The 25,479-nt window shown below is 55.4% G+C and carries 22 protein-coding genes and 1 pseudogene; 10 read left to right on the forward strand and 13 right to left on the reverse strand.

All coding sequences use genetic code 11. The features are described 5' to 3' along the window. Nucleotides 1–116 precede the first annotated feature (116 nt). The 3 genes from HC231_RS04735 to trxC form a co-directional block, all read right to left on the reverse strand. The gene (locus HC231_RS04735) at nt 117–2,765 is read right to left on the reverse strand and encodes a bifunctional acetate--CoA ligase family protein/GNAT family N-acetyltransferase (RefSeq protein WP_208229952.1); all 2,649 of its coding nucleotides are present in this window, start codon (nt 2,763–2,765) and stop codon (nt 117–119) included. A gap of 49 nt (nt 2,766–2,814) precedes the next feature. Then, the gene (locus HC231_RS04740; protein WP_208229953.1) at nt 2,815–3,513 is read right to left on the reverse strand and encodes a tRNA-uridine aminocarboxypropyltransferase; all 699 of its coding nucleotides are present in this window, start codon (nt 3,511–3,513) and stop codon (nt 2,815–2,817) included. A gap of 162 nt (nt 3,514–3,675) precedes the next feature. Further along, nucleotides 3,676–4,095 carry a thioredoxin TrxC gene (gene trxC, locus HC231_RS04745; protein WP_208229954.1) on the reverse strand — a complete coding sequence of 140 codons (420 nt, stop codon included), beginning with the start codon at nt 4,093–4,095 and terminating at the stop codon, nt 3,676–3,678. Nucleotides 4,096–4,363: 268 nt separating this feature from the next. Here trxC and HC231_RS04750 point away from each other — a divergent pair, with 268 nt between their 5' ends. Together HC231_RS04750 and HC231_RS04755 are read left to right on the forward strand one after the other, a co-directional pair. Then, nucleotides 4,364–5,515, forward strand: coding sequence for a tRNA/rRNA methyltransferase (locus tag HC231_RS04750; RefSeq protein ID WP_208229955.1), 1,152 nt, complete (start codon nt 4,364–4,366; stop codon nt 5,513–5,515). 235 nt (nt 5,516–5,750) lie between these two features. Further along, nucleotides 5,751–6,194 (forward strand): DUF3574 domain-containing protein, encoded by a 444-nt coding sequence (locus tag HC231_RS04755; protein ID WP_208229956.1) that lies wholly within the window; start codon nt 5,751–5,753, stop codon nt 6,192–6,194. A 142-nt stretch (nt 6,195–6,336) separates the two neighbouring features. Here HC231_RS04755 and emrB read toward each other — a convergent pair whose 3' ends face one another. The 10 genes from emrB to HC231_RS04805 all read right to left on the reverse strand — a co-directional run bounded on the left by emrB (nt 6,337) and on the right by HC231_RS04805 (nt 18,017). Continuing rightward, nucleotides 6,337–7,869, reverse strand: coding sequence for a multidrug efflux MFS transporter permease subunit EmrB (emrB, locus tag HC231_RS04760; RefSeq protein ID WP_208229957.1), 1,533 nt, complete (start codon nt 7,867–7,869; stop codon nt 6,337–6,339). 17 nt (nt 7,870–7,886) lie between these two features. Continuing rightward, nucleotides 7,887–9,062 carry a multidrug efflux MFS transporter periplasmic adaptor subunit EmrA gene (gene emrA, locus HC231_RS04765; RefSeq protein ID WP_208229958.1) on the reverse strand — a complete coding sequence of 392 codons (1,176 nt, stop codon included), beginning with the start codon at nt 9,060–9,062 and terminating at the stop codon, nt 7,887–7,889. A 276-nt stretch (nt 9,063–9,338) separates the two neighbouring features. Further along, a complete protein-coding gene (gene mprA, locus HC231_RS04770; RefSeq protein ID WP_208229959.1) occupies nt 9,339–9,854 on the reverse strand; it encodes a transcriptional repressor MprA in 516 nt (171 codons plus the stop codon). A 436-nt stretch (nt 9,855–10,290) separates the two neighbouring features. Then, nucleotides 10,291–11,289: a glycine betaine/L-proline ABC transporter substrate-binding protein ProX gene (gene proX, locus HC231_RS04775; protein ID WP_208229960.1), complete on the reverse strand. Its 999-nt coding sequence runs from the start codon at nt 11,287–11,289 to the stop codon at nt 10,291–10,293. 156 nt (nt 11,290–11,445) lie between these two features. Then, nucleotides 11,446–12,675 carry a glycine betaine/L-proline ABC transporter permease ProW gene (proW, locus tag HC231_RS04780; RefSeq protein WP_208229961.1) on the reverse strand — a complete coding sequence of 410 codons (1,230 nt, stop codon included), beginning with the start codon at nt 12,673–12,675 and terminating at the stop codon, nt 11,446–11,448. Next, nucleotides 12,668–13,870, reverse strand: coding sequence for a glycine betaine/L-proline ABC transporter ATP-binding protein ProV (gene proV, locus HC231_RS04785; protein ID WP_208229962.1), 1,203 nt, complete (start codon nt 13,868–13,870; stop codon nt 12,668–12,670). Before proV ends, proW begins: the two co-directional genes overlap by 8 nt. A 653-nt stretch (nt 13,871–14,523) precedes the next feature. After that, a complete protein-coding gene (locus HC231_RS04790; protein ID WP_208229963.1) occupies nt 14,524–15,906 on the reverse strand; it encodes an AtzE family amidohydrolase in 1,383 nt (460 codons plus the stop codon). Then, nucleotides 15,903–16,100 carry an oxalurate catabolism protein HpxX gene (gene hpxX / locus HC231_RS04795; protein WP_208229964.1) on the reverse strand — a complete coding sequence of 66 codons (198 nt, stop codon included), beginning with the start codon at nt 16,098–16,100 and terminating at the stop codon, nt 15,903–15,905. Before hpxX ends, HC231_RS04790 begins: the two co-directional genes overlap by 4 nt. 20 nt (nt 16,101–16,120) lie before the next feature. Continuing rightward, on the reverse strand, nt 16,121–17,707 hold the full coding sequence (locus HC231_RS04800; RefSeq protein ID WP_208229965.1) for a gamma-glutamyltransferase family protein: 1,587 nt from the start codon (nt 17,705–17,707) through the stop codon (nt 16,121–16,123). A 172-nt stretch (nt 17,708–17,879) separates the two neighbouring features. After that, a complete protein-coding gene (locus HC231_RS04805) occupies nt 17,880–18,017 on the reverse strand; it encodes a hypothetical protein (protein WP_208229966.1) in 138 nt (45 codons plus the stop codon). 130 nt (nt 18,018–18,147) lie between these two features. Between HC231_RS04805 and HC231_RS04810 the strand changes: the two genes are divergently transcribed. The 8 genes and pseudogenes from HC231_RS04810 (at nt 18,148) to HC231_RS04845 (ending at nt 25,471) form a co-directional block, all read left to right on the forward strand. Beyond that, nucleotides 18,148–18,987 carry a MurR/RpiR family transcriptional regulator gene (locus tag HC231_RS04810; RefSeq protein ID WP_208229967.1) on the forward strand — a complete coding sequence of 280 codons (840 nt, stop codon included), beginning with the start codon at nt 18,148–18,150 and terminating at the stop codon, nt 18,985–18,987. 338 nt (nt 18,988–19,325) lie between these two features. Continuing rightward, the gene (locus HC231_RS04815) at nt 19,326–20,111 is read left to right on the forward strand and encodes a transporter substrate-binding domain-containing protein (protein ID WP_208231224.1); all 786 of its coding nucleotides are present in this window, start codon (nt 19,326–19,328) and stop codon (nt 20,109–20,111) included. A 13-nt stretch (nt 20,112–20,124) separates the two neighbouring features. Beyond that, nucleotides 20,125–20,793 carry an amino acid ABC transporter permease gene (locus HC231_RS04820; protein ID WP_208229968.1) on the forward strand — a complete coding sequence of 223 codons (669 nt, stop codon included), beginning with the start codon at nt 20,125–20,127 and terminating at the stop codon, nt 20,791–20,793. Then, entirely contained in the window at nt 20,790–21,446 is a 657-nt protein-coding gene (locus tag HC231_RS04825) for an amino acid ABC transporter permease (protein ID WP_208229969.1), read from the forward strand. Before HC231_RS04820 ends, HC231_RS04825 begins: the two co-directional genes overlap by 4 nt. Then, nucleotides 21,427–22,170 carry an amino acid ABC transporter ATP-binding protein gene (locus tag HC231_RS04830; protein ID WP_208229970.1) on the forward strand — a complete coding sequence of 248 codons (744 nt, stop codon included), beginning with the start codon at nt 21,427–21,429 and terminating at the stop codon, nt 22,168–22,170. The genes HC231_RS04825 and HC231_RS04830 overlap by 20 nt, the downstream gene beginning before the upstream one ends. Before the next feature lie 140 nt (nt 22,171–22,310). Further along, nucleotides 22,311–23,552: a pyridoxal-phosphate-dependent aminotransferase family protein gene (locus HC231_RS04835; protein ID WP_208229971.1), complete on the forward strand. Its 1,242-nt coding sequence runs from the start codon at nt 22,311–22,313 to the stop codon at nt 23,550–23,552. Then, nucleotides 23,549–24,804, forward strand: a pseudogene (gene hpxK, locus HC231_RS04840) (allantoate amidohydrolase). The gene HC231_RS04835 and the pseudogene hpxK overlap by 4 nt, the downstream one beginning before the upstream one ends. A gap of 310 nt (nt 24,805–25,114) precedes the next feature. Continuing rightward, complete coding sequence (locus HC231_RS04845) at nt 25,115–25,471, forward strand: YdiL family protein (RefSeq protein ID WP_208229972.1); 357 nt, start codon at nt 25,115–25,117, stop codon at nt 25,469–25,471. Nucleotides 25,472–25,479 lie beyond the last annotated feature (8 nt).

Consider the following 25,479-nt stretch of genomic DNA (forward strand, 5'->3'; position numbering starts at 1 on the left):
AATTAAGGAATAGCCGAATTGGGCGATAATACCATTACTTTCCTGCCGTTGTGAGCATGTTTTGACATTGATAGCCAGATCGTCTCTTGATGCGGGAGCTATATCACGTATGGTGATTAAACTTTCAACGATAATTCCAGCGTGACGATCCCCTCTTCCAACTGAATATTGACGCTAAAGCCTAGTTTCTTCGCCAGCGTAATCATCCCTTGATTATACGGCATGGTGATCCCATTCAAACTCCCCAGCCCGTGTAATTTGGCATAGCGGATCAGCTTTTCCAGCAGGCGTCTGCCTAGCCCCAATCCTTTCAAATCGGAGCGCACCAAAACAGCGAATTCAGCATTGGTATTATCGGGATCGGATATGGCTCGCGTAACGCCGATAATTTCCTCGCCGGTTTCCGTCTGGCGTATGGCGACAAAAGCCATCTCCCGGTCGTAGTCAATCTGCGTCATATAGGCTAAATCTTCGTGATTAAATTCACTGATTTCGCTGAAATAGCGATAGTAAAGGTCTTCTTTCGTCACCTTAGAGATGAAGAGGCTCAGTAACGGCTCATCTTCGGGCAGAATAGGGCGAAACAGGCAAGTTGAGTTATCTTTTAGCGTAACGGTCTCCTCCAGATCCTGCGGATAAGGGCGGATAGCCAACCTTGACTGGGGATCGCCGCTAAACGGCGTCAGCTGGAGCGTAACGTCCAGCAGGGTAAACTCATCGCCCGAAGCCAGCAGAGGATGAATGTCCAGCCGGGATATTTCCGGGCAGTCGAGGATCAGGTTTGAAACCTGTACCAGCAACCGGCTGAGCGCTGCAATATCCAACGGACACAGCGCGCCGCGGCTGTGAATTTTCCCTCCTTTGACCGCCTGCAGCACCAGATAGCGCGCCAAGGTCATATTTAACGGCGGCAGCGCCACGGCGGCCTGGTTCTCTTGCCATTCAACGCCGCCATCGCCCAGCATGATTAACGGCCCGAATACCGGATCCTGCTCAACGGCCACCCGCAGTTCCTGAGCGCCGGCCCGGTTTGCCATGCTTTGTACCAACAAACCGTGGATACGCGCCTGGGGATAGGTTTGTTTCACCCGATCGAGAATCGCCTCCGCCGCCTGTTGCACTTCTCTGGCGGTGCGCAGATAGAGCATCACGCCCTGAACTTCTGATTTATGCGCAATATCTGGCGAGCGTAGCTTAATGGCGACCGGATAGCCGATCTGTTCGGCGATGTATACCGCTTCGGTACTGTCGTTGGCAATCCAGGTCGGCAGCGTGTTTAAACCGTAAGCCTGCAGGATGGGGCGGACTTCGTGGGTGTCTAACTGAGTGATGCCGTTCGCCAGCGCCTGATGGATAAGTTCATGCGCCTGATCCGCATTGATCGACAAATCCTGGGGCAGCGCGGGGGTTTCCGTCAGCTGCTTCTGGTTGCGCCGGTATTCGACAATATGCATAAACGCCGTCACGGCGCCTTCTGGCGTGCGATAGGTGGGAATGCCGGCCTCATTGAATAAACGGCGCGCCTCTTGTGAAGAAAATTCGCCGGACCAGTTGGTCAGCAGCGTTATGCGTTTGCCGCGCGGATGCCGTTGAAACAGATTAATCAGTTGGGCGGCGCTTTCGGTTCCTGGCGCTGCGGCGCTGGGAGAATAAATGATCAGCAGCGCGTCAAAGTCATCGCTATCCAACAAAATAGATACCGCCGTTAGATAGCGTTCGATGGTGGCCTCATCACGTAGATTAAGCGGGTTGCCGATCGCGACGTGTTCCGGCAGCTTTTCCCGCAGTTTCTGTTGAGTGGCTTCGCTGAGGAGCGCCAGTTTCCCTTGTCTGCTTAGCAACTGATCGAGCGCCTGCGCCGCCGGCGATGCGCCATTGCTGACCAGCAGCAACCGTTCGCCGTGTAATGGCCGCAGATGGCTAAGGGTTTCCACCGCCGAGAAGAGTTCATGTGTGTCGTGCACCCGTAAAAGGCCCGCGCGTTGAATAGCCGCGTCGTAGGCCGCGTCAGACCCTTGAGGGCGCTCATTGAGCAATCGTTGCGATTGCCGGCTGCGTCCGCTCTTGATCACCAGAATAGGTTTGTTTCTTGAGGCGCTGCGGGCGGCGGAAAGAAAACGTCGGGCATCGCTAATGTGTTCGAGGTGCAACAGAATTGCGCTGGTCTTGCCATCTCGGGCTAAAAAATCCAGCAGATCGTCAACATCAATATCCAGGCTGTCGCCCAGCGCAATAAAATAGGAGAAACCGATGCCCCGTTGCTGAGCCCAGTCCAGAATGGTGTTTGATACGGCGGCGGATTGGGAAATAAACGCCAGCTTGCCTTTCATAATGGGTACCGGCGAGAAACTGGCGTTGAATCCTTGCCAGGGCGCGAGTAAACCGAGGCTGTTCGGGCCTAAAAGACGCATGTTATAGCGGATTGCGCAGGCTTTTAACTCGCTGAACTGAAATGGCGGAGCGGATAGGATAATGGCGGTTTTACAGCCTGATTGCCCCACTTCTTCCAGCAAAGCCAGATTGCGCCCGGCATTGGTGCAAAGGATGGCAAGATCGGGCGTAATCGGCAAGCCGGCGACGTTCGGATAGGCTAAAACGCCGCAGACGGCGCGATATTTGGGAGTAACGGGAAGAACCGGGCCGCTGAAGTTGCCATCCAACAGGTTGCGCATCAACAGAAAGCCTGCCCGTCCCGGCTTTTCCGAAGCGCCCAAAACCGCTACCGACTTAGGTCGTAATAGTGCTTCCAATCCGCGCTGGCTCATAAGTCACCCTTTTAGGAAAGACTATATGATACTAAGTGTTTTTTGCCGGTTATGCTGTGATGGCAGGTAGCAATTCCCGTAAGGTATGATGCGATTTCCCGGCCAGATAGCGTTTACGAAAGCGATCGAAGTGTTCCGACAATGCCGCCGCCGCCGCGCTATCTCCGGCTTGGCCAAGTAAAGCAATGGCGATTTCCGCGGTGCAATGCTGTCCGGCGTTGCTTGCCTCCCGCAGTTGGTAACGAGAAAGCGCATCGACATTCAGTGATAGAATGGGCAGCGCATCCAGATAAGGACTTTTGCGGAACATTTTCCGCGCTTCCGGCCAGGTGCCGTCCAGCAGAATAAATAACGCGGGCTTTCCCTGCGAGGGCAGTTGCCGGAAAATCTGACGCTCTTCTTGCGCATCATCGGCCAGAAAAACCAGATAGGGTTGATAATCCGCATCGCCGAGGGCGGCGAGCAACCGTGGATCGGGCGATATACGGGACCAGAGGAATGCCTGAGTTTCTGGTAGAATATCGGCAATCAACCGTCCGGTATTGCTTGGCTTTAGCGGTTCCGTATCGAACATAAGCAGACAAAAACGGCTGCGGGCGTGGCTGGGCTGAATTGTGTGGCACAGACAGTTTGTTGCCGGCAGCAAACAGCGCTGGCAGCGCACAACGCGGCAGCCGCGGGCGCGGAATGGTTTGGTGGACTGCTCCAGACGTTGCTGGCGCAGGCGAAGAACGGCATTGTTAATCATTGGAGTATCGGGGATCTCGGCGTTCCGTCAGGAAGCGGTTTACGGTCTGCGTTTTGGGAAACATCGACAATAATGGGCTTTGAAAGGGGTCATTCTAATCGACGGACAGTCTGACCAAAAGACCCAGAGCTAAAATACTCTGGGTTTGGGGATGGCGTATATTTATAGGGATTCGTCAAGCCAGCCTTCAAACGGCGCTTTAGGAAGCGCGCCATTAAGCATATCGACCAGTTTCCCTTGTTTAAACAGCATCAGGGTCGGGATGGTGCGGATACGATAACGAGAACTAAGCGCAGGCTCTGATTCGGTATTAACCTTAACAAAGCGTATTTTTTCGCCGCGTTCCTGCGCGACGCTCTCAAATACCGGGGCGAAGTTGACGCAGGGGCTACACCATGGCGCCCAGAAGTCGACGACGACCGGCAGATCGTCCTGTAACAGTTTATCCAGCGTCGCTTCGGTGGCGTTGATAACTTCACCCGTGAACAGCGGTTCTCCGCAATTGCCGCATTTAGGATGATCGTCAATACGTTTTTCTGGCAGACGGTTTGTCGTGTGGCAAGATGCGCATACCGTATTCATAACAGGGCCTCAGGTCAAAGGGACGAATAGCATGGCGCCGATAAAAACCGTTGCGAACAATTAGTAAATGTCGTCAACATGTTAAATTATTGGTGCATTACTCGAACAATATGTTACTTGGCAGTTGGCTAAGTATGGCGAGCCGTTTCGTCGTCAACAACGTGGTTTACTCAATAGCTACGATAGTTTTTGGCTTTTACCACAAGCTGGTAGCTAAGCGGCGGTACATAAGGTAATCTTCGCGCCCAGCGCGTAGGTGGAGATAACGATGAGCGATTCATTCAATAGTAAGAGCGGCAAGGTCCGCGTGATGTACGTCCGTAGCGATGACGAGGGCGGGAAAGAGAACAAAAATAAGCGTCCGTCTGGTAAGGAGCGCCGTAGCGAAAGCGGGCGCGGCCGCCGTGATGAGACGGGTTCCCGTGAGAAGCCTCAGCATCCCCGAGATAAAAATCCGCGTTATGCCCGTGAGAATCCCTCTCGTGACGGCGATAACGGCCCGTGGGGCAAGGATCGCGGCGAGCGTAATGGCGAACGTGCAGAACGGCCGCGCCGTCCGCGCGGCGAGGATCGCGCTACCGGCGATTCCCCCTGGAAAACGGTTTCGCGCGCGCCGGGTGAAGAGCCTGAATTCGATCATGGCGGGATCAGCGGTAAAAGTCAGATCGATCCCGCGCAGCTGCGCCGCCAGCGTCAGGAAGAGACGCGGGTTTATGGTGAAAACGCCTGTCAGGCGTTGTTTAAAAGCCGTCCTGATTCCATTGTTCGCGCCTGGTTTTTACAGGAAGTGACGCCGCGTTTTCGTGAGGCCCTTCGCTGGATGGCGGCCAATCGCAAGGCCTATCATGTCGTTGAAGATGATGAGCTGATCAAAGCCTCCGGTACCGAGCATCATGGCGGCGTGTGTTTCCTGATTAAAAAGCGTCGGGGAATGGATGTTCGCGAGTATCTGGAAACGGCGGGCGAGCGTGATTGCGTACTGGCGTTGCAGGATGCCGGCAATCCTCACAACCTCGGCGGCATTATGCGCAGCTGCGCGCATTTTGGCGTTAATGGCCTGCTGGTTCAGGATGCGACGATGTTGGAGTCCGGGGCGGCAGTACGCACTGCCGAAGGCGGGGCTGAGCATGTTAAAGCGATTAATGCCGATGATCCCATCGCCGTATTCGATGAGTTCCGTAAAGCCGGCTATACCATTGTGACGACCTCCAGTCACAAAGGAACGGCATTATCGAAAACCACATTTCCGGCTAAGACCGTAATCGTGCTGGGGCAAGAGGGCGATGGCCTGTCCGACGGCGCCTGGCTGCAGGGCGATACCAATATCTCGATTGATGGAACGGGCAGGGTTGAAAGCCTGAACGTTTCCGTTGCGACAGGTATTTTGCTGTCCGAATGGTGGCGGCAGAATAAAGCCTGATGAAATAAATCCGATTAAAGAAGGGAACGGCTCACGGCTTAACCTTCGCCCTCGGTCAAACATCAGCACAGGGGAACTTGCGCTGATGTTTTGTTTTTAAGCGATGAAAGTCTGGCGCCGGGGTGATAGCGCATGTCAAGGCGCGGGATGCCGCGGCGTCGAGGCTCAGGCGCGACAGGGATAATGGCGTAGTGAGCCGGTAAGATTTCACGATGATGACGACAAGAAACACCTAATGATACGGAAACAATCACACTATGCAGCGCTATCGCTGCTCCTGGGAACACTTTTTATGAGCGGCTGTTCTCAGCCGTCGCCCGCCCCTGATGCCGATCGCGCTGCGCCATATGCCTGCCGCATCGGCGATAAAATGGTGCAAACCACCCTCTATTTCGGTCTAAGCCGCCCGGCTGGCCCGCCGGTTTCCGATGCGGAATGGAAGGACTTTGTCGATAGCGAAGTCACGCCGCGTTTTAAAGACGGGTTGACGATTTTTGATACCAGAGGACAGTGGCTGGGTCAGAATGGCGCAGTGGTGCGGGAAAACAGCAAAGCGTTGCTGCTTATTCATGGATCTGAACAGGAAAGCGCGGTAGAAGCGCTGCGTACCGCATACAAAACACGCTTTGCCCAGGAATCGGTAATGCGGGTTGATGCGCCGGAGTGCGTCGCTTTTTAAGCGTTTTCTGTCGGCCCTTCCGTCGGGAAGAGCCGATAAATAGAATGACTTTGGGTAGCTTACAGCACCAATCCTGTCACGTAGCTGAAAAACACGTTCCCCGACGAGCCATCCGGCGGATCGGCGGCGCAGGGAACGTGGCTCAGTGCGCGCCGCCCCCGCCCCCGGAGGTAAACGGCGGTCGCGCAAACCACACCAATACCAACAGCACCAGGAATACCCCAGCCGCAGCCCAGAAGATTTCATTGGCGGAGATAATCAGTCCCTGCGCGGTGATCTCGCTGGCGATATAGGATGAAGCCTGCGATTGGCTCATTCCTAGCGACTGTAGCTGCTGATAGGTTTCCTGCGCGAGCGGATTATAGGGCGTTACCGATTCCGTTAACTGCGAATGGTGTAACGACTCGCGCTGCGCCCACAGCGTTGTGGTGATGGATGTTCCGATAGAACCCGCCAGCGTCCGGGTAAAGTTGGACAGGCTGGATGCCGCGGCCATCCGCTCCGGCGGCAGGCCCGACAGCGTAATGGTCGTCAGCGGCATAAAGAAGCAGGCCACGGCGAAACCCTGTACAAACTGCGGCCACGCGGAAGCGCCAAAGTCCATTCCCGGTTCAAAGGTATAGGCGCGCCAGTAAAAGCAGACGGCGTACATAATGAAGCTGAAGGTAACCAACTGCCGCATATCCAGGCGCGGGGCGAAACGGCCGATAATCGGCGACAGCACCACGGGCATTAAGCCGACAGGGGCCGACGCCAGCCCGGCCCAGGTCGCGGTATAACCATAGACCTCCTGTAATAATTGCGGCAGCAGTACGATCGCGCCGAAATAGAACATATAGGCCAGGCTGAGGCACAGGCATCCAATGGTGAAATTGCGCGATTTAAACAGCGATAAATCCACGACCGGGTGGTCGTCGGTCAGCTCCCAGACGATTAAAAACGTCAGGGTGATGACGGCGATAACGGTAAGAATAATGATCTCATTGGAGTTAAACCAATCCAGTTCCTTACCCCGATCCAGCATCATCTGAAGGCTGCCGATGCCGACGATCAGCAATGCCAGACCCACGGTATCGATAGGCTTGATTTCGGTTTTGGTCTCCCGTCCGCGCAGCGTTTGCAGCGTAATGAGCACAACCGCCACGCCCAGCGGGACGTTGATGAAGAAGATCCAGCCCCAGTGGTAGTTGTCGCTAATCCAGCCCCCCAGAATCGGCCCGCAAATCGGCGCGACCACCACGGTCATCGACCATAACGCCAACGCGATGCTCCGTCTGGCGGGAGGATAGTTGTTTAACAACAGACTCTGCGACAACGGGATCAACGGTCCGGCCACGATTCCCTGTAAGACACGGGCGAAGATCAGCATTTCCAGGCTGGTGGATATACCACACATCCAGGAGGTGAAGGCAAACAGGGCGGTGGACAACAGGAAAAGGCGAACTTCGCCAAAGCGTTTGGCCAACCAGCCCGTGATGGGAATGGAAATGGCGTTGGCGACCCCGAAAGAGGTGATCACCCACGTTCCCTGCGAGTTGGACGCCCCCAGGTTGCCGGCAATCGTCGGAATTGCCACGTTGGCGATGGTTGAGTCCAGCACCTGCATGAACGTTGCTAATGACAGGGCAACAGTCATCCAGGCCAGACTGGCGCCTTTAAGCGGTTTTCTCTGCACGCTTCTCTCCTGACCGATTAGCTGGCATTAGCCTGAATGATGTCGCTAATCATTTGATTGACCGGAGCGAGATCCAACGTCAGCGCATCGCTTGCGTAAGCCGGGGTGCCGCGTGGCGTTTCCGACAGTGATTGGCCTGCGCTATCGGCGGTATCGACGTTAACCAGCGCGGACAGGCCGATACGCAGCGGATGTTCGGCAACCTGTTGCGGATCCAATTCAATACGGACGGGCAAACGCTGGACGACTTTTATCCAGTTGCCGGTGGCGTTCTGCGCCGGAAGCAGGGAGAACGCGCTGCCGGTGCCCATATCCAGACCCACGACCTTGCCGTGATAAACGACATCATCGCCGTACATGTCCGCGACGACGGTGGCGGGTTGACCAATGCGCATATTGGCGAGCTGGGTTTCTTTAAAGTTGGCGTCGACCCACAGATGGTCCGCAGGCACAACGGCCATTAGCGCCGATGTCGTCGCGATCCTGGCGCCGACCTGAACGCTGCGGCGCGAAACATAGCCGTTCACCGGGCTGACGATTTTTGTGCGTTGCAGCGCCAGCCAGGCATCGCGCATTTCCGCCGCGGCCTGCTGAACCGTCGGCTGCTGTTCTAACGGCGTATCCAGAATCATTGCCTGATTGGCCTGATATTGCTGTTTCGCCACTTCCAGCGAGGCTTTGGCGCTGGCTACCGCATCCCGGGCGTGCTGAACTTCTTCCCGGCCGATGGCGTTTACATGACCCAGCGTTTCACGGCGGTTTAAATCGCTCTGCGCCTGATTCAGCTGGATCTGGAGTAATTCTATATTGGCCTGATACTGCTTGCCGTTGATTATTAACTGATGCGTTTGACGCACGCTGTTGGCCAGCGCGGTTTTGGTCCGCTCAAAAGCCTGTTGGGCATCGGTCGGATCCAGTTCAACCAGAACATCGCCCTGTTTGACAAAATCGGTGTTGTCTACATTTACGCGCGTAACGCTCCCCGTTACCTGAGCCATCACCTGAATCTGATTGCCCGCGACGTAGGCATCATCGGTGCTCTGGTGATGTCTGAGGACCAGGAACCAATAAACAAACCACGCGCAGCCAAGCACGATAAAGATAAGCGTTAATAGCGTCAGCACGCGTTTGCGCTGTTTTTTCTTATTGCGTTTTACCGGCTGTGGCGCCTGTTTTTCCACACTTTCACTCATGGTGTTCTCTCTTCTAATGCTCTTTGGCCTGGTGTCACATCATTTGATGGCGCTGTTATGAATGAACATTCAGCGCCGATCCGCCGGCGGTACTGCAGCAGTCTGCAGTTGACCGGCAGTCAGAGTCGGTTTTGTTTTATTATCAAGCGACGGAATGACAGATTACTGAACAGTAAACGGGCATTGTCCGCAGTAAATATCCGCGCTCCAATAACGCGAGCACAGGAAAGCGTCCGGTACAGCGAGGGATATACGGTTTTTATTAAAATTCATTAATTACAATTTTTCGGCCGCTTCCATCTCATCTATTCGGGTCAACAGTTTTCTCATTAATGTTTCAAGCTGTTTCTGCTCATCGTTGCTGAGCGTAGACCAGAGGAAATGGAGGCTTTTATGCTGCGGGGGAAGCAGCTGGCTAAGGAAATTTTTGCCTTCTTCCGTCATATGCAGGTGCAAGCAGCGCCGATCGTTACTGCTTTCACGCCTTTCAATCCAACCTCTTTTTTCCAACTCATCGGCAATTCGCGTGGCGTTAGTGCGTGACGAACCGAGCGCGGCACTGAGTTCCGATGGTTGAATACTGTAAGATTCCTGTGATTCCAGGGTGATGAGCGCCATGAATAAGGTTTCATTAATGCCCTGTTCTTTCAGTATTTTATTTCTGTGTTCCAGTATTTTGCTTTGCATGTGCATGCATAAACGCAACAGCAGGACTTCCTGGTATGGGAAATCGGGTTTACGTGAAACACGCAGGCTCAGCATCTTCTCTATTGGAGTAAACGAACTATCCATTTTGATATAACCTCATTAATCACGGTGTGCATAGTAACGAAAGTTACTACCTAGGTAAACGGTATCAAGTTAGACAAAATTGATTATTCTGTGACAGAAAGTAAGCGATAGGAACGTCGAGAATCGAAGGAAACACCGCTATCAGTTAATAGGGTAGCTCATGCGCGACGTTAGGGAATGGCTGAGTGGGGAAAACAGAATCAGTTGATTACTAAGTCGTCATTAAATGGAAAAAGGCGGCAAAAAGCCGCCTGAGATTATTGGCAATGTCGGAAACATCGTCATTAATGACCTCCACCCCGCCTCTCCCATATTAGGGGGAAGGCGCTAACGCATTAGAAACGCGGTTTTTGCGCCCTCCCCTGTGAAGGGGAGGGCGGGGGGTTGGAACCAGAAGGGTTGGCATCAAACGCTTCTGAAATTCACGAGCGGTGATTTATTTAGCCGCTTCAGCCGCGGTTTTGACCCAGCCGTCAAACAGCTGCTGGTGCGCCTTGATCCAGCCGTTGACATGACGTTCGATATCCTGCTGCGAGCCCTGGCCTTCGTGCATACGCAGGTTCTGCGCATTGATGTCGGCCAGAGGCAATTTCATGATGGAAAACAGCTTCGCCGCCGCCGGGTTTTTCTCAGACCAGGCCTTGTTGGCGGCAATTCTCATGCTGTTGACCGGGAAACCGTAGTCTGCGCCGTTCGGCAGCTTGGTGCTCTTGCCTTCCATCTCGCCCGGCTGTGAAGAGAACGGTACTTGCAGCCAGACGACATCGCGTCCCGGAACCAGCACATCACTAACCCAGTATGGCGTCCAGGTGTAATACAGAATCGGCTTGCCTTCTTTATAGCGGGTAATGGTATCTGCAATCATGGCCGCATAGTTGCCCTGATTGTGGTCGACCGTTTGGGTCAGACCATAGGCCTGCAAGTGATGGTTAATCATTGCTTCACAGCCCCAGCCAGGGTTACAGCCGGTCAGGTCGGCTTTGCCGTCGCCGTTGGTATCAAACAGTTTGGCGATGTTCGGATCTTTTAACTGCTCGACATTGGTGATTTTATACTGGTCGGCGGTTTTTTTATCGATCAGGTAACCCTGCGCGGCCCCGGTTACATACTCGCCTTCACGGTAGAGTTTATTATCGCCGCCGACCGCCTGATATTGATCGGCATGCAACGGATCCCAATTGACGGCGAGGAATGTCGCATCCCCGTTGGCGACAGAGGTATAGGCGACGTTGTAATCCACTTCGCGGGGCGTCTGGACGTCGTAGCCCAGTTTTTCCAGCGCTTTGGAAACCAGCAGCGTTTGGAAAGTCTCTTCAGAGATAGTGCTTTGCACCGGAATAACTGTGACGCCTTTGCCCGGTAAATCGGCTGCATAGATGGATGAACTCAGCAGTGCAGTCGTCAGGGCTGCGGCCCAGATTTTTGTCTTGCTCATAGTTATTTCCTCGTTCCTATTCCATACCCTTGGCTTTCAAATTGCAGCGCTACTGCGCGTTAAAATCCATTGGATGCGGAAATCAGGTTTTATAATGTTGATTTAATTATGAATGGTTCGGTTACCCGGCGCGGGGCCGGGTAACCGACACGAAAATTACTGCTTAATGAAAGGACGGGTTACCAGACCGATTGGGCCTGTGGTATACCAGCTTTTATTGCCCTTGCTGCGTCTGTCGCGGCCCAGAGACTGGGTCAGACGGTCAAGGATGATAGCCAGAATAACGATACCGACGCCGCCAACGGCAGCCAGACCCATATCCAGACGGCCAATGCCGCGCAGAACCATCTGACCCAGACCGCCAACGGCGATCATTGAAGCAATCACCACCATCGACAGCGCCAGCATTAATGTCTGGTTGACTCCAGCCATGATGGTCGGCATCGCCAGCGGCAGCTGAACTTTGAATAACATCTGCCGAGGGCTGGCGCCGAAGGATTCCGCCGCTTCAATCAGATCGGCCGGCACCTGGCGGATACCCAGGATCGTCAGACGAATAATCGGCGGCAGCGCGAAGATGATGGTAACCACGACGCCCGGCACGTTGCCGATACCGAACAGCATCACGATCGGCACCAGATAGACGAACGCCGGCGTGGTCTGCATCGCATCCAGCAGCGGCCGGATAATTCTGGCCGCCCGTTCGCTGCGCGCCAGCCAGATCCCTATCGGCAGGCCGATCAACATACAGAAGAACAGGGCGGTCAATACCAACGCCAGAGTCACCATCGCCTGCGACCATGCGCCGATGGCGCCGATGATGATCAGCGAGATCAACGCGGCGACCCCCATTCCGAAACTGGAGATTTGCCAGGCGATCAGCGAGAAGATCAGGATAGCGATCGGCGCGGGCATACCAAGCAGCAGTTGTTGAAACGTGCTCAGGATGAAGTCGACCGGAACGCGGATCCCCTGAAATAGCGGTCTGAAGTGCATAACCACCCAATCGATCCCGTTGGTTACCCAGCGATCCAGCGGAATCAGCGTATCTTTAAACGGATCGAGCAGGCTGAAATGCTCCGGCGTATCGGTCGGCGCGCTGTTCAGCCAGTCGCTGGCGGCCTGAGTCGTATCCGCTGAGCCGCCGTCCGGCGGCGCGGCGCTCCAGGCGTCCGCTCCGTTGGCCGGCGCATCCTGCGCGGGGGCGGCGGTCGAGGACCAGGGATCGCTCTGCGCTCCGGCATCGGGCGCGGCACTATTTTCCGCCTGCGGTGAATTTTGGGTCGTGGCCGCCCAGGGATCGCTCTGCGCCGCCGCGCTGTGTTGGTCGGCGTTTTGCTCAGGCGCGGTGCTGTTTTCCCAAGGATTGGTTGTTGGTTTACTCATTGTTCGCTCCTTCCTTATCCAGTGCCTGTAGCAACATTCCCTTTGAAATGATGCCGATGTACTCGTTGTTTTCACCGATGACGGGGACAGCGCAAGGGGCTTGCGCTACCTGCGAAATCAGCTCATTGAGCGACATATCTGCGGGCACAGGGGCCGGATCGGATAACAGCGCATGTTCCAGCGGCTGCTGCTCTTTCAGGGCCTGTTTCAGCGAGTCGATGGAGACCACACCAATGAATTTTTGTCCGCGCTCCAGCACGTAGCCGTAATCGCGGTCTTCGTCCTGGAGGATTTTCAGTGCGGAACGCGGTCCGACGGCCGGCGTTTTACGGATCAGCGTGACCGGACGGCGGCGGGCGATATCCTTGGCGCTGAAGACATGGCTGACGTCCACGCCGCGGAAGAAGGTGCGAACGTAGTCATTGGCCGGATTGTTCAGGATTTCATCCGGCGTGCCAACCTGGATGACTTCACCGCCATGCATGATGGCGATACGATCGCCGATACGCATGGCTTCATCCAGATCGTGCGAGATAAAGATGATGGTACGCTGATTACGGGACTGGAGCTTGATCAGCTCATCCTGCATTTCTGTACGGATCAGCGGATCGAGGGCGGAAAAAGCCTCATCCATCAGCAGAATATCCGGGTTATTCGCCAGCGCCCGCGCGAGTCCGACGCGTTGGCGCATCCCGCCCGACAGTTCATCCGGGTAGGAATTGGCGTAAGCCTCCAGGCCAACCTGTTGCAGCGCATCCATCGCCTTTTGTTCGCGTTCCGCTCTTTCTATCCCGGCCAACTCCATACCAAAAGCGGTATTGTTGAGGATATTCAGGTGCGGCATTAACGCAAAAGACTGGAACACCATACTGATTTTTTTACGCCGCACGTCGCGCAGCGCTGCGTCGGATATTTGAGCAATATCCTCGCCGTCAATTAGAACCTGACCCCGGGTAGGTTCTATCAGACGATTGAGAAGGCGTACCATGGTTGATTTGCCGGAACCGGATAATCCCATGATGACAAATATCTCGCCTTCTTCAATGGCCAGATTGGCATCTTTTACACCGACGGTAAGGCCCGTTTTTTCAAATATCTGATCTTTAGTTAAGCCTTTGTCGATCAGTTTAAATGCTCGGTTAGGATGTTCGCCAAATATTTTATAAAGGTTTTTTACTTCTAGTTTAATTGCCATGAAACGATTGTTTTCCTATGGTCATTTATAATTCTATAACGTTTGTCCTGGTAATGATTAAACGCTCTATACCCTACCATAATGAGATTCTGAGACAACCCCCGATAGCTGAATCGATTTTTTCGGGTACATAATTAATCGGGAAAATTAACCCTATTATTTTCATGTGATTGGATAAATTCCGGCGATGCCGTCTGGGTGATTTTTTTACTTTTATTTTTTAAAACAACTAATTAACTTAGTTTTTTAACCATGCTTTTTTCTGCGGGAAATAAGACTTTTACTCAGGCGTGGATTGATAAATATTGTCCGCGTTATCAATAAAATACGTCGATATATAAATTTAATTTTCTACATCGCCAGCGCCGGAATAGTCCGATTTTCGTGCAAGATAATTTACATAAATCGTGATCGCCGCCTTAATTATAGCAAAAATGGACGTCATGATTTTATGGCGAAATTTGCCGGCTGGCGCAGCGCTTGTACCGGTAAATATTGGGCAGGCGGCGGGTGTGACATAGTTAACATTATTATCCTTTTGCCGGAGATCATTTTCAGCTAATCACGATCTGAATATCAGCAAATAATAACCCGTCATTTCATGTGGTTAATCGGCGGTGTTTTTCCGCCGGATAACGATATAAGTGTAGCGCTTAAGACAATAGACAACAGCCTTGCTGTTCCAGCGTCCAGGCGGCGCGCAGACAGCGATCCTCACGCCACGGGGCGGCGATGATCTGAACCCCGATAGGCAGCCCGCCCGCCGTTTTCACCGGCACGGTAACAACCGGTAATCCCACAAATGAAATCGGTTGCGTCAACATTCCCATATTGGCCCGCACCGGCAGGTCGAGGCCATTAATATGCATGGTCTCCTGGCCGATTAGCGTGGCGCTGCATGGGGTTGCCGGCGCAATCAGCAGGTCGGTATGTTCGAACAGGGGCAAAACCTGCTGGCGGAAGTAGTCGCGAAAGCGTTGCGCCTGTACATACCAGGCGGCGGGGATCATGGCTCCGGCCAGCAGACGTTCGCGGGAGAACGGTTCGAACAGCTCAGGCGTGTCGCGCAACGCGGGAAGATATTGGTTTCCCCCTTCGCTGGCGGAAAGGATAAATGCCGCGGAGCGCGCCAGAGCGGCTTCCGGCAAGGTGACGCGGGTTTGCGCGTTCAGCGCGTGAGCAACCTGTTGTACGGCGGTTTTGGCTTCGTCGCTGCTCCACTCGGAAAAATAGCCGTCCAGCAGCGCGCAGCGCAGGCCGCTATTTCCCTCCGCCAGCCGTTCGGCGCATGTCAGCGCAGGCCGCGCCGCCTGAAAACGATCCGCGCTATCCTGACCTTGCAGCGCGTCGAAAACCAGTGACAAATCCTCCGTGTTGCGCGCCATCGGGCCGATGTGATCGAGACTGGCGACAAAGGGATGGCTGCCGCTGCGTGATAAGCGGCCAAAAGTCGGTTTGAGGCCGAAAATGCCGCACAGCGAGGAAGGAACCCGAATCGAGCCGTTGGTGTCGCTGCCCAGGGTAAAATTGACCAGCCCTGCGGCCACCGCCGCCGCGGAGCCGCCGGAGGAGCCTCCGGCAATCCGTTGCGTATCCCGCGGATTGCGCGTCGCGCCGTAATGGCTGTTCTCAGTGGTGAACCCGTAGGCGTAAGCATCCATATTCAGCATACCGGACAACATTGCGCCCTCGCGGGCTAGCTGTTTGATGGCGAACGCATCCTGCGACGCGGGCGGACGTTGGCTAAATAACTGCGCGCCGGCTAATGTGGTTTCCCCCGCGACATCAAATAAATTCTTCACCGCATAGGGCGCGCCGGCCAGCGCGGGCAAGGGTTCGCCGCGTTTGCGCCGGCGATCGATGTTATCCGCTTCTTCCAGCATGCGCCGGCGGGTTATTGCCGTATAGGCGTTAATCGTCGGGTTGACGCGTTCAATCGCATCGAGCGTGTGTTGCGCCAATTCTTTGGCCGAGAATTCGCCGGACAGCAGCCCATGACGGATTTGCTTAATGGATAGCGCCTGAAGGGAACTCATAACGTATAGACTCCGGCAATCTCCTGACGCGCTTCCAGCGGAAAATCCATCAACGGCTGGGCCATGGCGTTAATACGACTGAATTGAAGCAGCAGTTCCTGGCGTCGCTCCTGGGTTAACGTAAGCGCCAGCAGCGTTTCCATTTGTCGGATATAGGATTCCAGTTCGGCATTGCCGGTTGATTGGGAACTCATCGTATTCCTCGATAGTAAAATTAAAAACCTGCGGCGCTGCCGTTACTACGGGGATCGAACGCCCCTTCCAGCATGCCGTGCGTATGACGGACGATGGCGCCGGCATGACCGACGGATTCGCTAAAGCCGCTGAGTAATTCGACGTCATGGCCTAAAGCGCGCAGCGCGTCGATAGTGGCCGGATTGAATCGCTCTTCCAGTTTTAAGGTGTCGGACGCTTGTCCCCAGGTACGGCCCAACAGCCAACGCGGCGCGGTAATCGCCTGCTGTAACGGCAGCCCCTGAAGCACATGACGAATAAACAGCGCCGCCTGCGTCTGGGGCTGTCCGTCGCCGCCCATCGAGCCATACACCATGGTGCGGCCGTCGGACAACTTCGCCGCCGCCGGATTCAAGGTATGGAACGGCTGCTTGCCCGGCTCCAGCGCCAGCAGATGATGAGGATCAAGGCTGAAGGCGGCGCCGCGATTCTGCCACAGCACCCCGGTTCCCGGCAGTACGACCCCGCTGCCGAATTCATGGTAGATACTCTGAATAAAGGAGACGCAAAGCCCACTGCTGTCGCACACGCCCATCCAGACCGTATCGCCTGGGCCTTTTCCCGCGTGCCAGGGGGCCGCTTTGCGGGTATCGATCTCGTTTGCCATCAGGCTGAGGTTATCCGGTTCCAGCAGTTCCTGAACGTTTTGCGTCATCATGTTCGGATCGGTAATGAAACGATCGCGTAGCTTGAAAGCCAATTTAGTGGATTCGACAATGCGGTGGACGGTCTGACTATCGTTTAGGTCCGCCATCTCCAGGCGATCGGTTAAGCCGAGGATAGCTAATGACACCAGACCCTGCGTTGGCGGGGCGAGGTTATAAATATCGCCTTTGCTGTGCTTCAAGCGTAGCGGCGTGGCGCGTTTAGCGCGGTAGGCGGCTAAATCATCGCCCGTTACGGGCATGCCCAGCCTGGCCATTTGCTCGGCAAAGTGCTTCGCCAGCGATCCCCGATAGAAACTGTCCAATCCTTCCAGCGTCAATAGCGTCAGCGTTTCGGCCAGGTCGGGTTGGGTAAAACGGCTGCCGGCGCGCGGGATCGCCCCGGAAGGCATAAAAACGCGGTTAAATTCCTGAAAATCAATCAATTCATTATAGTGCTGCGTCAGCGCATTTTCCTGCGACTGGGTAACGGCGATGCCGTCGGCGGCATAGCGGATGGCGTCGGCGAGCAGGCGCGCAATGGGCAGCGGTTCGCCGCCCAGTTCCTGGGAAAATTTCAGCGCTTCTTGCCAGCCGCCCACGGTTCCGGCAACGGTAAGCGCGGCTTTGGGGCCGCGATGGGGGATGCGCGGCTCTCCCCGGTAAAAGTCACGGCTGGCGAGCTGTCCGGCCGCGCCGCTGGCATCAATGGCGATCGGTTCGCCGTGCGGCGGCAGAATTAACCAGAAGCCATCCCCGCCTAATCCATTCATGTGGGGATAAACCACGGAGATGGTCGCCGCCGCCGCCACCATCGCTTCAATGGCGTCGCCGCCTTCACGCAGAATAGCCTGAGCGCTGGCGCTGGCTAAGTGGTGTGGCGTCACCGCCATGCCCAATGGCGCGGTATTGCTTTGCATCATGCCGTCATTCCTTTTCTTTATCCGGCTGTAGGGTGAGTGCGAACGGCTTTAATTTGTCGCCTTCTTTATTTGCCGTTGTTTTGTGTCGCCGAGGTTTGCCCTGTTTAAACACCAAGTCGTTTTAAGCAAATGCCGTTCCAGTTTTTCCGCCGAACGCGCTACCCGTCATCTTTCACGTTGCAGATGCGTTGGCTTTTCTATTGCCCGGCGCCCCTCCGGGGCCGCGGTCGGCGGCGTTCATTGCTGCTTTGCTGCTCCCGGCGGATTTGCCGCCCCAGCCGCTTAATTGAGTCAGTGCCTGGGGATTCATTCAGTCGCCGTCTGCCCGCGCCGCGAAATTTATTGGGGAGGTAACGATAGCCGGGCTGTGTTATGTTGCGATGAAACAAGGCGCAAAACTGAAACGAAAGTTACAGATGTTCAGCGATGGATGATGGGTTATGAAGCAGATTGATGAAAGGCTACAGCGTCGTTATAGCGAGCTTTCGCCGCAGGAACAACGGGTTGCGGATTTTATCTTCGATCATTTCGATGATTTGATCAGTTATAACAGCGCTGAGCTGGCGCAGCTTAGCGGCGTATCTAAAGCCACCGTCAGCCGTTTATTTAAGCGTCTTGGATATTCCAGTTTTCGCGCCATGCGAGAGGAACTGCGTACGCTGCGTCAGAGCGGGATGCCTCTGGCTGATAATCGTGACGCGGTGCAGGGAAACACGCTGTTGGCGCGACATTACAAGCAGGAAATGGCCAACCTGACTCAATGGACGCAGCAGATCGATCCGGCGCAGTTCAGCGCGGTCATTGAAGCGATGATGAATGCGAAGCGCCTGTGCATTATAGGATTACGCAACAGTTATCCGGTCGCGCTCCACCTGCGCCAGCAGCTGGCGCAGACTCGCCGGCAGGTGATGATGCTGGTTCAGCCGGGACAAACGCTATCGGAAGATCTGGTGGATTTGGACGAACAGGATCTGGTGGTGGTTGTGGCGTTCCGCCGCCGCGCCCGGCTGATTCAGCCGCTGCTGACGGCGCTGCGTGAGCAACAGGTTCCGGTATTGTTGCTGTGCGAGCCGCAGGCGCACGCCTTATTACCCCTGGCGAACTGGGCGCTGTGCGCGCCGCTGGACAGCGTTTCCGCTTTTGACAGCTACTCTTCCGCGATGAGCCTGGTCAACCTGATCAGCAACGCGTTGCTGCATGAAATGCTGCGTGACGGCCGCCAGCGAATTCATCAAATCGCCGATCTTTACACCGAGCTGGATGAACTGGAACAGCGATAACGGGGCGCAAAAATGGTGCTTTGCACTATATTGGCGCATTGTTTGCGCGCTATCGTCCGGCCTTCGACCTCGCTTTCTTTGCTTTTTCCGTTATCTCTTTGTCGGCATAGAGAGGTTCCCCTCTACGCCGGCGCTGCCTAAGATGCCCGTTAATTCCGGCGCGACGGGCCGTTTGTTCTTGAGTGATCCGCGGCGGCGATCGCCAGGCTGAAATGTTATCGGTCATTCTTTTAGACTGGCATGTTCTTTGCTTTGTGTTTGCAACAATAGTTTCATGTTTTGAATTTAAAGAATCTTTAGTTTCAATCGTGGGTTAACTGGGGGCAGAGAATATGAGCATTAAAAAATGTTTATTGGCGATGGCGGGAGCGGCGCTGTTGTTGATTCAGGCCGGCGGCGCGATGGCCGATCAATTAAAAGATATCGAGCAGCGCGGCGTGTTGCGCGTTGCCGTACCGCAGGATTTCCCGCCGTTTGGTTCGGTCGGGACGGATTTACAGCCGCAGGGCTATGACATCGATATTGCCCGTTATCTGGCGAAAGAGATGAAACTGAAGTTGCAACTGGTGCCGGTGACCAGCGCGAATCGCGTCCCTTATCTGCAAACCAACAAGGTTGATCTGGTGATCTCCAGCTTGGGTAAAAACGCCGAACGTGAAAAGGTCATCGATTTCAGCCGCGCCTATGCGCCGTTCTTCCTGGGCGTATTTGGCGCGAAGGACGGCGATCTGGCGTCCGCGGACGCTCTGGCGGGTAAAAGCGTCGGCGTAACGCGGGGGGCGGTGGAAGATATGGTGCTGAGCGACATTGCGCCGAAAGCGGCGCAGATCAAACGCTATGAAGACAATAACACCACGCTGTCGGCTTATTTATCCGGTCAGGTGGAGTATGTCGCTACCGGCAATCTGGTCGTGGCGGCGATTGCCGAACAAAACCCGGCCAAAGCGCCGGTAGCGAAATTCATGCTGAAAGATTCCCCGTGCTTTATCGGCCTGAAAAAAGATGAACCGGCGTTAAAAGCCAGGGTGGATGCGCTTATTGAGAAGGCGTTGAAGGATAACACGCTCAATGCTCTGTCGGAAAAATGGCTGAAAGCGCCGTTGCCTGACAGCATTAAGGCATAAGGAGCGCCGCGTCATGACCTATCAGCTTAATTTCTCTGCGCTGTGGCCGTTCTGGCCCGAGCTGTTGGCAGGCTTATGGGTCACGATTGAGTTGACGGCGATGGCGACGGTTGGCGGTATCGCCATCGGTATTTGCGGCGCCGCGCTGCGCAGCGGCCGGCCCACGCCGCTAAGCCGGCTGTGGGGGCTGTATGTCGAGTTGATCCGCAATACGCCGTTTGTGGTGCAACTGTTTTTTATCGTTTTTGGTCTGCCCAGCCTGGGGCTGAAACTCACCGCCGGACAGGCGGCATTACTGGCGATGCTGATTAATCTGGGCGCTTATAGCACCGAAATTATTCGCGCCGGCATTCAGGTTACGCCGAAAGGCCAGTGGGAAGCGGCCAGGGTACTGGGGCTGACGCGCGGTCAGACTTTCTTCCGGGTGATTCTGCCGCCGTCGCTGCAAAGAATTTATCCGGCGCTGGTGAGCCAGTGCATTATCGTCATGCTCGGATCGTCGGTGGTTTCGCAGGTTTCCTATGAGGAACTGACCTTTGCCGCCAACCTGATCCAGTCTCGTACTTTTCTGAGCTTTGAGGTGTATCTGGTGACCACGCTGTGTTATCTCGCGTTGTCCGTTCTGATGCGCCAGCTATTGCTGCTGGCGGGGCGGCGCTTTTTGGGGATCCAGCAATCATGACGACGTTTACCGATTGGGATATTGTCCGCAATCTGCTGCTGGCGGCTCGCTGGACGCTGCTGCTGTCGCTCACCGCGTTTATTGGCGGCGCGCTAGTGACCTTCCCGCTGATGCTGTTGCGATTGATGAAACGTAAATGGCCGGCGCGCGTTATCCGCCTTTATACCGAACTGTTCCAGGGAACGCCGCTGCTGATGCAGCTGTTTCTGGCGTTTTTCGGCCTGGCGCTGTTTAGCATTGACGTCAGCCCGTGGACGGCGGCGGCGCTGGCGCTAACGCTGTTTACCAGCGCCTTTCTGGTGGATATCTGGTGCGGCAGCGTCGAAGCCTTGCCGAAAGGACAGTGGGAAGCCTCGCGGTGCCTGGGGCTGACTTTTTGGCAAGCGCTTTATCGGGTGATCGCGCCCCAGGCTATGCGTATCGCTATCGCGCCGACGGTGGGATTTTCAGTTCAGGTGATAAAAGGAACGGCGCTTGCCTCCATTATCGGTTTCATCGAACTGACGAAAGCGGGAACCATGTTGAACAACGTGACCTACCAGCCGTTTAAGGTGTTCGGCTTGGTGGCGCTCGGCTACTTCCTGATGTGTTATCCGCTTTCCTACTACAGCCGCTATCTGGAGAAGAAATTCAATGCCGCTCATAACCATTAATCAGGTACAGAAGTATTACGGTCAGAACCATGTCCTGAAAGGCGTGGATCTGGATATTGAAATGGGCGAGGTCATCTCCATCATCGGACGCAGCGGCTCGGGTAAAAGCACCTTGCTGCGCTGTATGAACGGTCTGGAAGGGTATCAGGAAGGCAGCATCAAGCTAGGCGGCATGACCGTCACCGATCGTGACTCGCAGGCGCGGGAAATCAGCCGTTCCGTTGGCATGGTGTTCCAGAATTTTAATCTGTTCCCCCATATGACCGCGCTGCAAAACGTGATGCTGGCGCCGCGCCGGGTGCTGGGAAAAAGCGCCGCCGAATGCCGCGAGCTGGGCGAGCAGGTGCTGAACAAAGTCGGGCTGGGGGAACGGATTCATTATTACCCCGGCAATTTGTCCGGCGGGCAGCAGCAGCGCGTGGCGATTGCCCGGGCGCTGGCGATGAACCCGAAGGTCTTACTGTGCGATGAAATTACCTCGGCGCTGGATCCGGAACTGGTCGGTGAAGTGTTGAAGGTGCTGGAGCAGCTTGCCGCAGAAGGCATGACGCTGATTCTGGTGACGCACGAAATGAACTTTGCCCGTGAAGTGGGGGATCGGGTGGTGTTTATGCATCAGGGCAAAGTTTGGGAGCAGGGAGAAAGTAAGGCGCTGTTCGCTAACCCCCAGACCGCCGAACTGAAGCAGTTTATCGCCTCGGTGCGCGGGTTATCGGAGGCGTAGCCTCACCATTTTCGCATTTCCGATGCGCCGGAGAACCCCAGCCAACCCTCTCCTTCGCCGGGGAGGACATTGGGTTCCTCCCCCTGACAAGGAGGGAGAATGAACAAACGGCGGCGCATAAATTTTTGGAGCAAATAACAATGAATAATGAACCGTACGCGCAGATCAATCCTCCTCATCGTTTATTGATGGGGCCGGGGCCGATTAATGCCGATCCGCGCGTACTGCGCGCCATGTCCAGTCAATTGATCGGGCAGTATGACCCGGCGATGACCCACTATATGAATCAGACGATGGCGCTTTACCGCCGGCTGTTTCGTACCGAAAACCGCTGGACTCTGCTGGTGGATGGCACATCGCGGGCCGGAATAGAGGCGATTCTGCTGTCGGCGATCCGCCCCGGCGATAAAGTGCTGGTGCCGGTATTTGGCCGTTTCGGCTATTTATTGTGCGAAATCGCCCGCCGTTGCCGTGCCGAGGTGCATACCATCGAGGCGCCCTGGGGCGAGGTATTCACGCCCGATCGGATTGAGGATGCGATTAAAAGCGTGCGTCCGCGATTGCTGCTGACGGTGCAGGGCGATACCTCGACCACCATGCTGCAACCGCTGGCGGAGCTGGGCGATATTTGCCGTCGTCACGGCGTGTTGTTTTATACCGATGCTACCGCCTCCTTCGGCGGGAACGCGCTGGAAACCGATGCCTGGGGGCTGGATGCGGTGTCCGCCGGGCTGCAAAAATGCCTGGGCGGCCCGTCCGGCAGTTCGCCGATCACCCTGAGCCCGCAGATGGAAGCGGCGATCCGCCGCCGTAAATGCGTTGAACTGGGGATCCGTACCGGCGCGCATCAGGACGGCGACGATGAAATGATCTACTCCAACTACTTCGATCTTGGCATGGTGATGGATTACTGGGGGCCGGAACGCCTGAATCACCACACAGAGGCCACCAGCATGCTGTTTGCGGCGCGCGAATGCGCCCGCATTATCGTCGAAGAAGGGCTGGATCAGAGTATAGCCCGCCATGCTTTACATGGATCGGCGCTGGCGGCGGGCATTCAGGCGATGGGGCTGGCGGTTTTCGGCGACCGCGATCATCGCATGAACAACGTACTGGGCGTGGCGATCCCGCAAGGAATTCACGGCGAGCAGGTGCGGAAGATGCTGTTGGATGATTTCGCCATTGAAATCGGCACCTCTTTCGGGCCGTTGCAGGGCAAGATCTGGCGTATCGGCACCATGGGCTATAACGCGCGTAAAGATTGTGTGATGCAGACGCTGAGCGCATTGGAAGCGGTGTTGAATCATCTGGGATTCCGCTCCGTTCAGGGCGCCGCATTGCAGGCCGCGTGGGATCGCTATGCCGGCGAGGAACGCGCATGAGCGGTGCCCTAATGCCGGCGTTTGAGACGCAACCCGCCGCGGAACGGGTTATGGCGCGCTGCGATGCGCTGGCTGAAATTAGTGAAACGGCAGGACAACTGACGCGGGTCTATCTGTCGCCTGAGCATCTGCGCGCCAATTCGTTGGTCGGCGAGTGGATGCGCGAGGCCGGGATGCGTGTCTGGCAGGATAGCGTCGGTAATATCTGCGGGCGCTATGAGGGACGGCAGCCAAATGCGCCCGCTCTGTTATTGGGTTCCCATCTGGATACGGTGCGCAACGCCGGGCGGTACGACGGGATGCTGGGCGTATTAACGGCGATCGAAGCCGTCGGTTTTCTGCATCGGCGCAATATCCGCCTGCCGATCGCCCTGGAAGTGGTGGGATTCGGCGATGAAGAAGGCGCCCGCTTTGGCATCACGTTGCTGGGAAGCCGCGGCCTGACCGGCACCTGGCCGGCGGACTGGCTGGGCTGCCGGGATGCGCGGGGAGTAACGGTTGAGCAGGCGCTGATATCCGCCGGATTGGATCCGCTGGCTATCGCGCAGGCGGCGCGCCCGGTGAGCGATATTGTCGCCTATCTGGAATTGCATATTGAGCAGGGGCCCTGTCTGGAACAGCAGGGGTTGGCGCTGGGCGTGGTCACGGCCATTAACGGCGCTCGCCGTCTGAACTGTACATTTCGCGGCTCGGCCGGACATGCCGGGACGGTGCCGATGACCCGGCGTCAGGATGCGCTGGCGGCGGCGGCTAACTGGATGGCGCTGGCGGAACGGTTGACCAGGGAAAGCGATCCTTATCTGGTCGCGACGTTCGGTACGCTGCAATGTTTGCCGGGAGCGGCGAACGTCATTCCCGGCGAAGTAAGATTAACGCTGGATATTCGCGGGCCGGAAGACGCGGCGTTGGATGCATTGCTGCGCAAACTGCTGACGGCGGCGGAAACGATCGCCGGCGAGCGCGGATGCCGGTTCACGGCGCAAGAGTATTACCGGATCGCGGCGACCCGTTGCGATCCGGCGTTGCAACAACGCTTGAGCCACGCCGTTGAGCAAGCGCAGGGGGCAATCTGTTGCTGCCGAGCGGCGCGGGGCATGATGCCATCGCCATTGCCGAACGCTGGCCCGTCGCCATGCTGTTTGTCCGCTGCCGGGAAGGCGTAAGCCATCATCCTGACGAGTCGGTGATGACGGCGGATGTGGCGCTGGCGTTAAGCGCGTTGACGGGGATGATTCTGACGTATCAGGGCTAGGCGATGCGTCATCCCCCGCAGATCTGTCTTTGGGTTATAATTATTTCCCGATAACGGTATATGTGGGGTCAGTGTTATTTCGTGCGCCACAATGTTGCCATTAATGACCCCTCTCATCCTCCCCCTTGCCTGGGGGAGGAGTTAACCAGATGTGTTTTTTTTCGCAGCCCTTCATTTCAAGATGATTATCATGACTTTCTTATAACAGCCTTATTATTCCATCATATATTGATAGCGATCACACATCTAAGGTAAGCAGAATGCTATTTAGTCATGAACCTATCCAAAATATTCCTGGAGTCAATGTATTATGAATCATTTGGAACTACAGGCTCTGCGTCAACTTTTTTTTATGAGCGTCGATGAAGCGGCAAACTATATTGCAGGCGATAACAATACGGAAATGTGGCGGCAGTGGGAAAAAGGCGAAAAGGGAATACCGCTTTCTGTTATCGATACGCTTACATTGATGAATAAGAAGCGCAAAGAAAGGATCAATGCCATCATTGAAAAGATAAATAATCGTATCGGAAATAATACCATGCGCTTTTTCCCCGATTTCGACGCCTTTCGTTCGGTCTATATCGAGGGCGATTATTTAGAGTGGAAGATATATCAATCCGTTGCGGCTGAACTCTATTCCCATAATCTGGAACGGTTGTGCTAAAGGGACCT

It is taken from the genome of Brenneria izadpanahii (assembly GCF_017569925.1).
In the GTDB taxonomy this organism is placed as follows: domain Bacteria; phylum Pseudomonadota; class Gammaproteobacteria; order Enterobacterales; family Enterobacteriaceae; genus Brenneria; species Brenneria izadpanahii.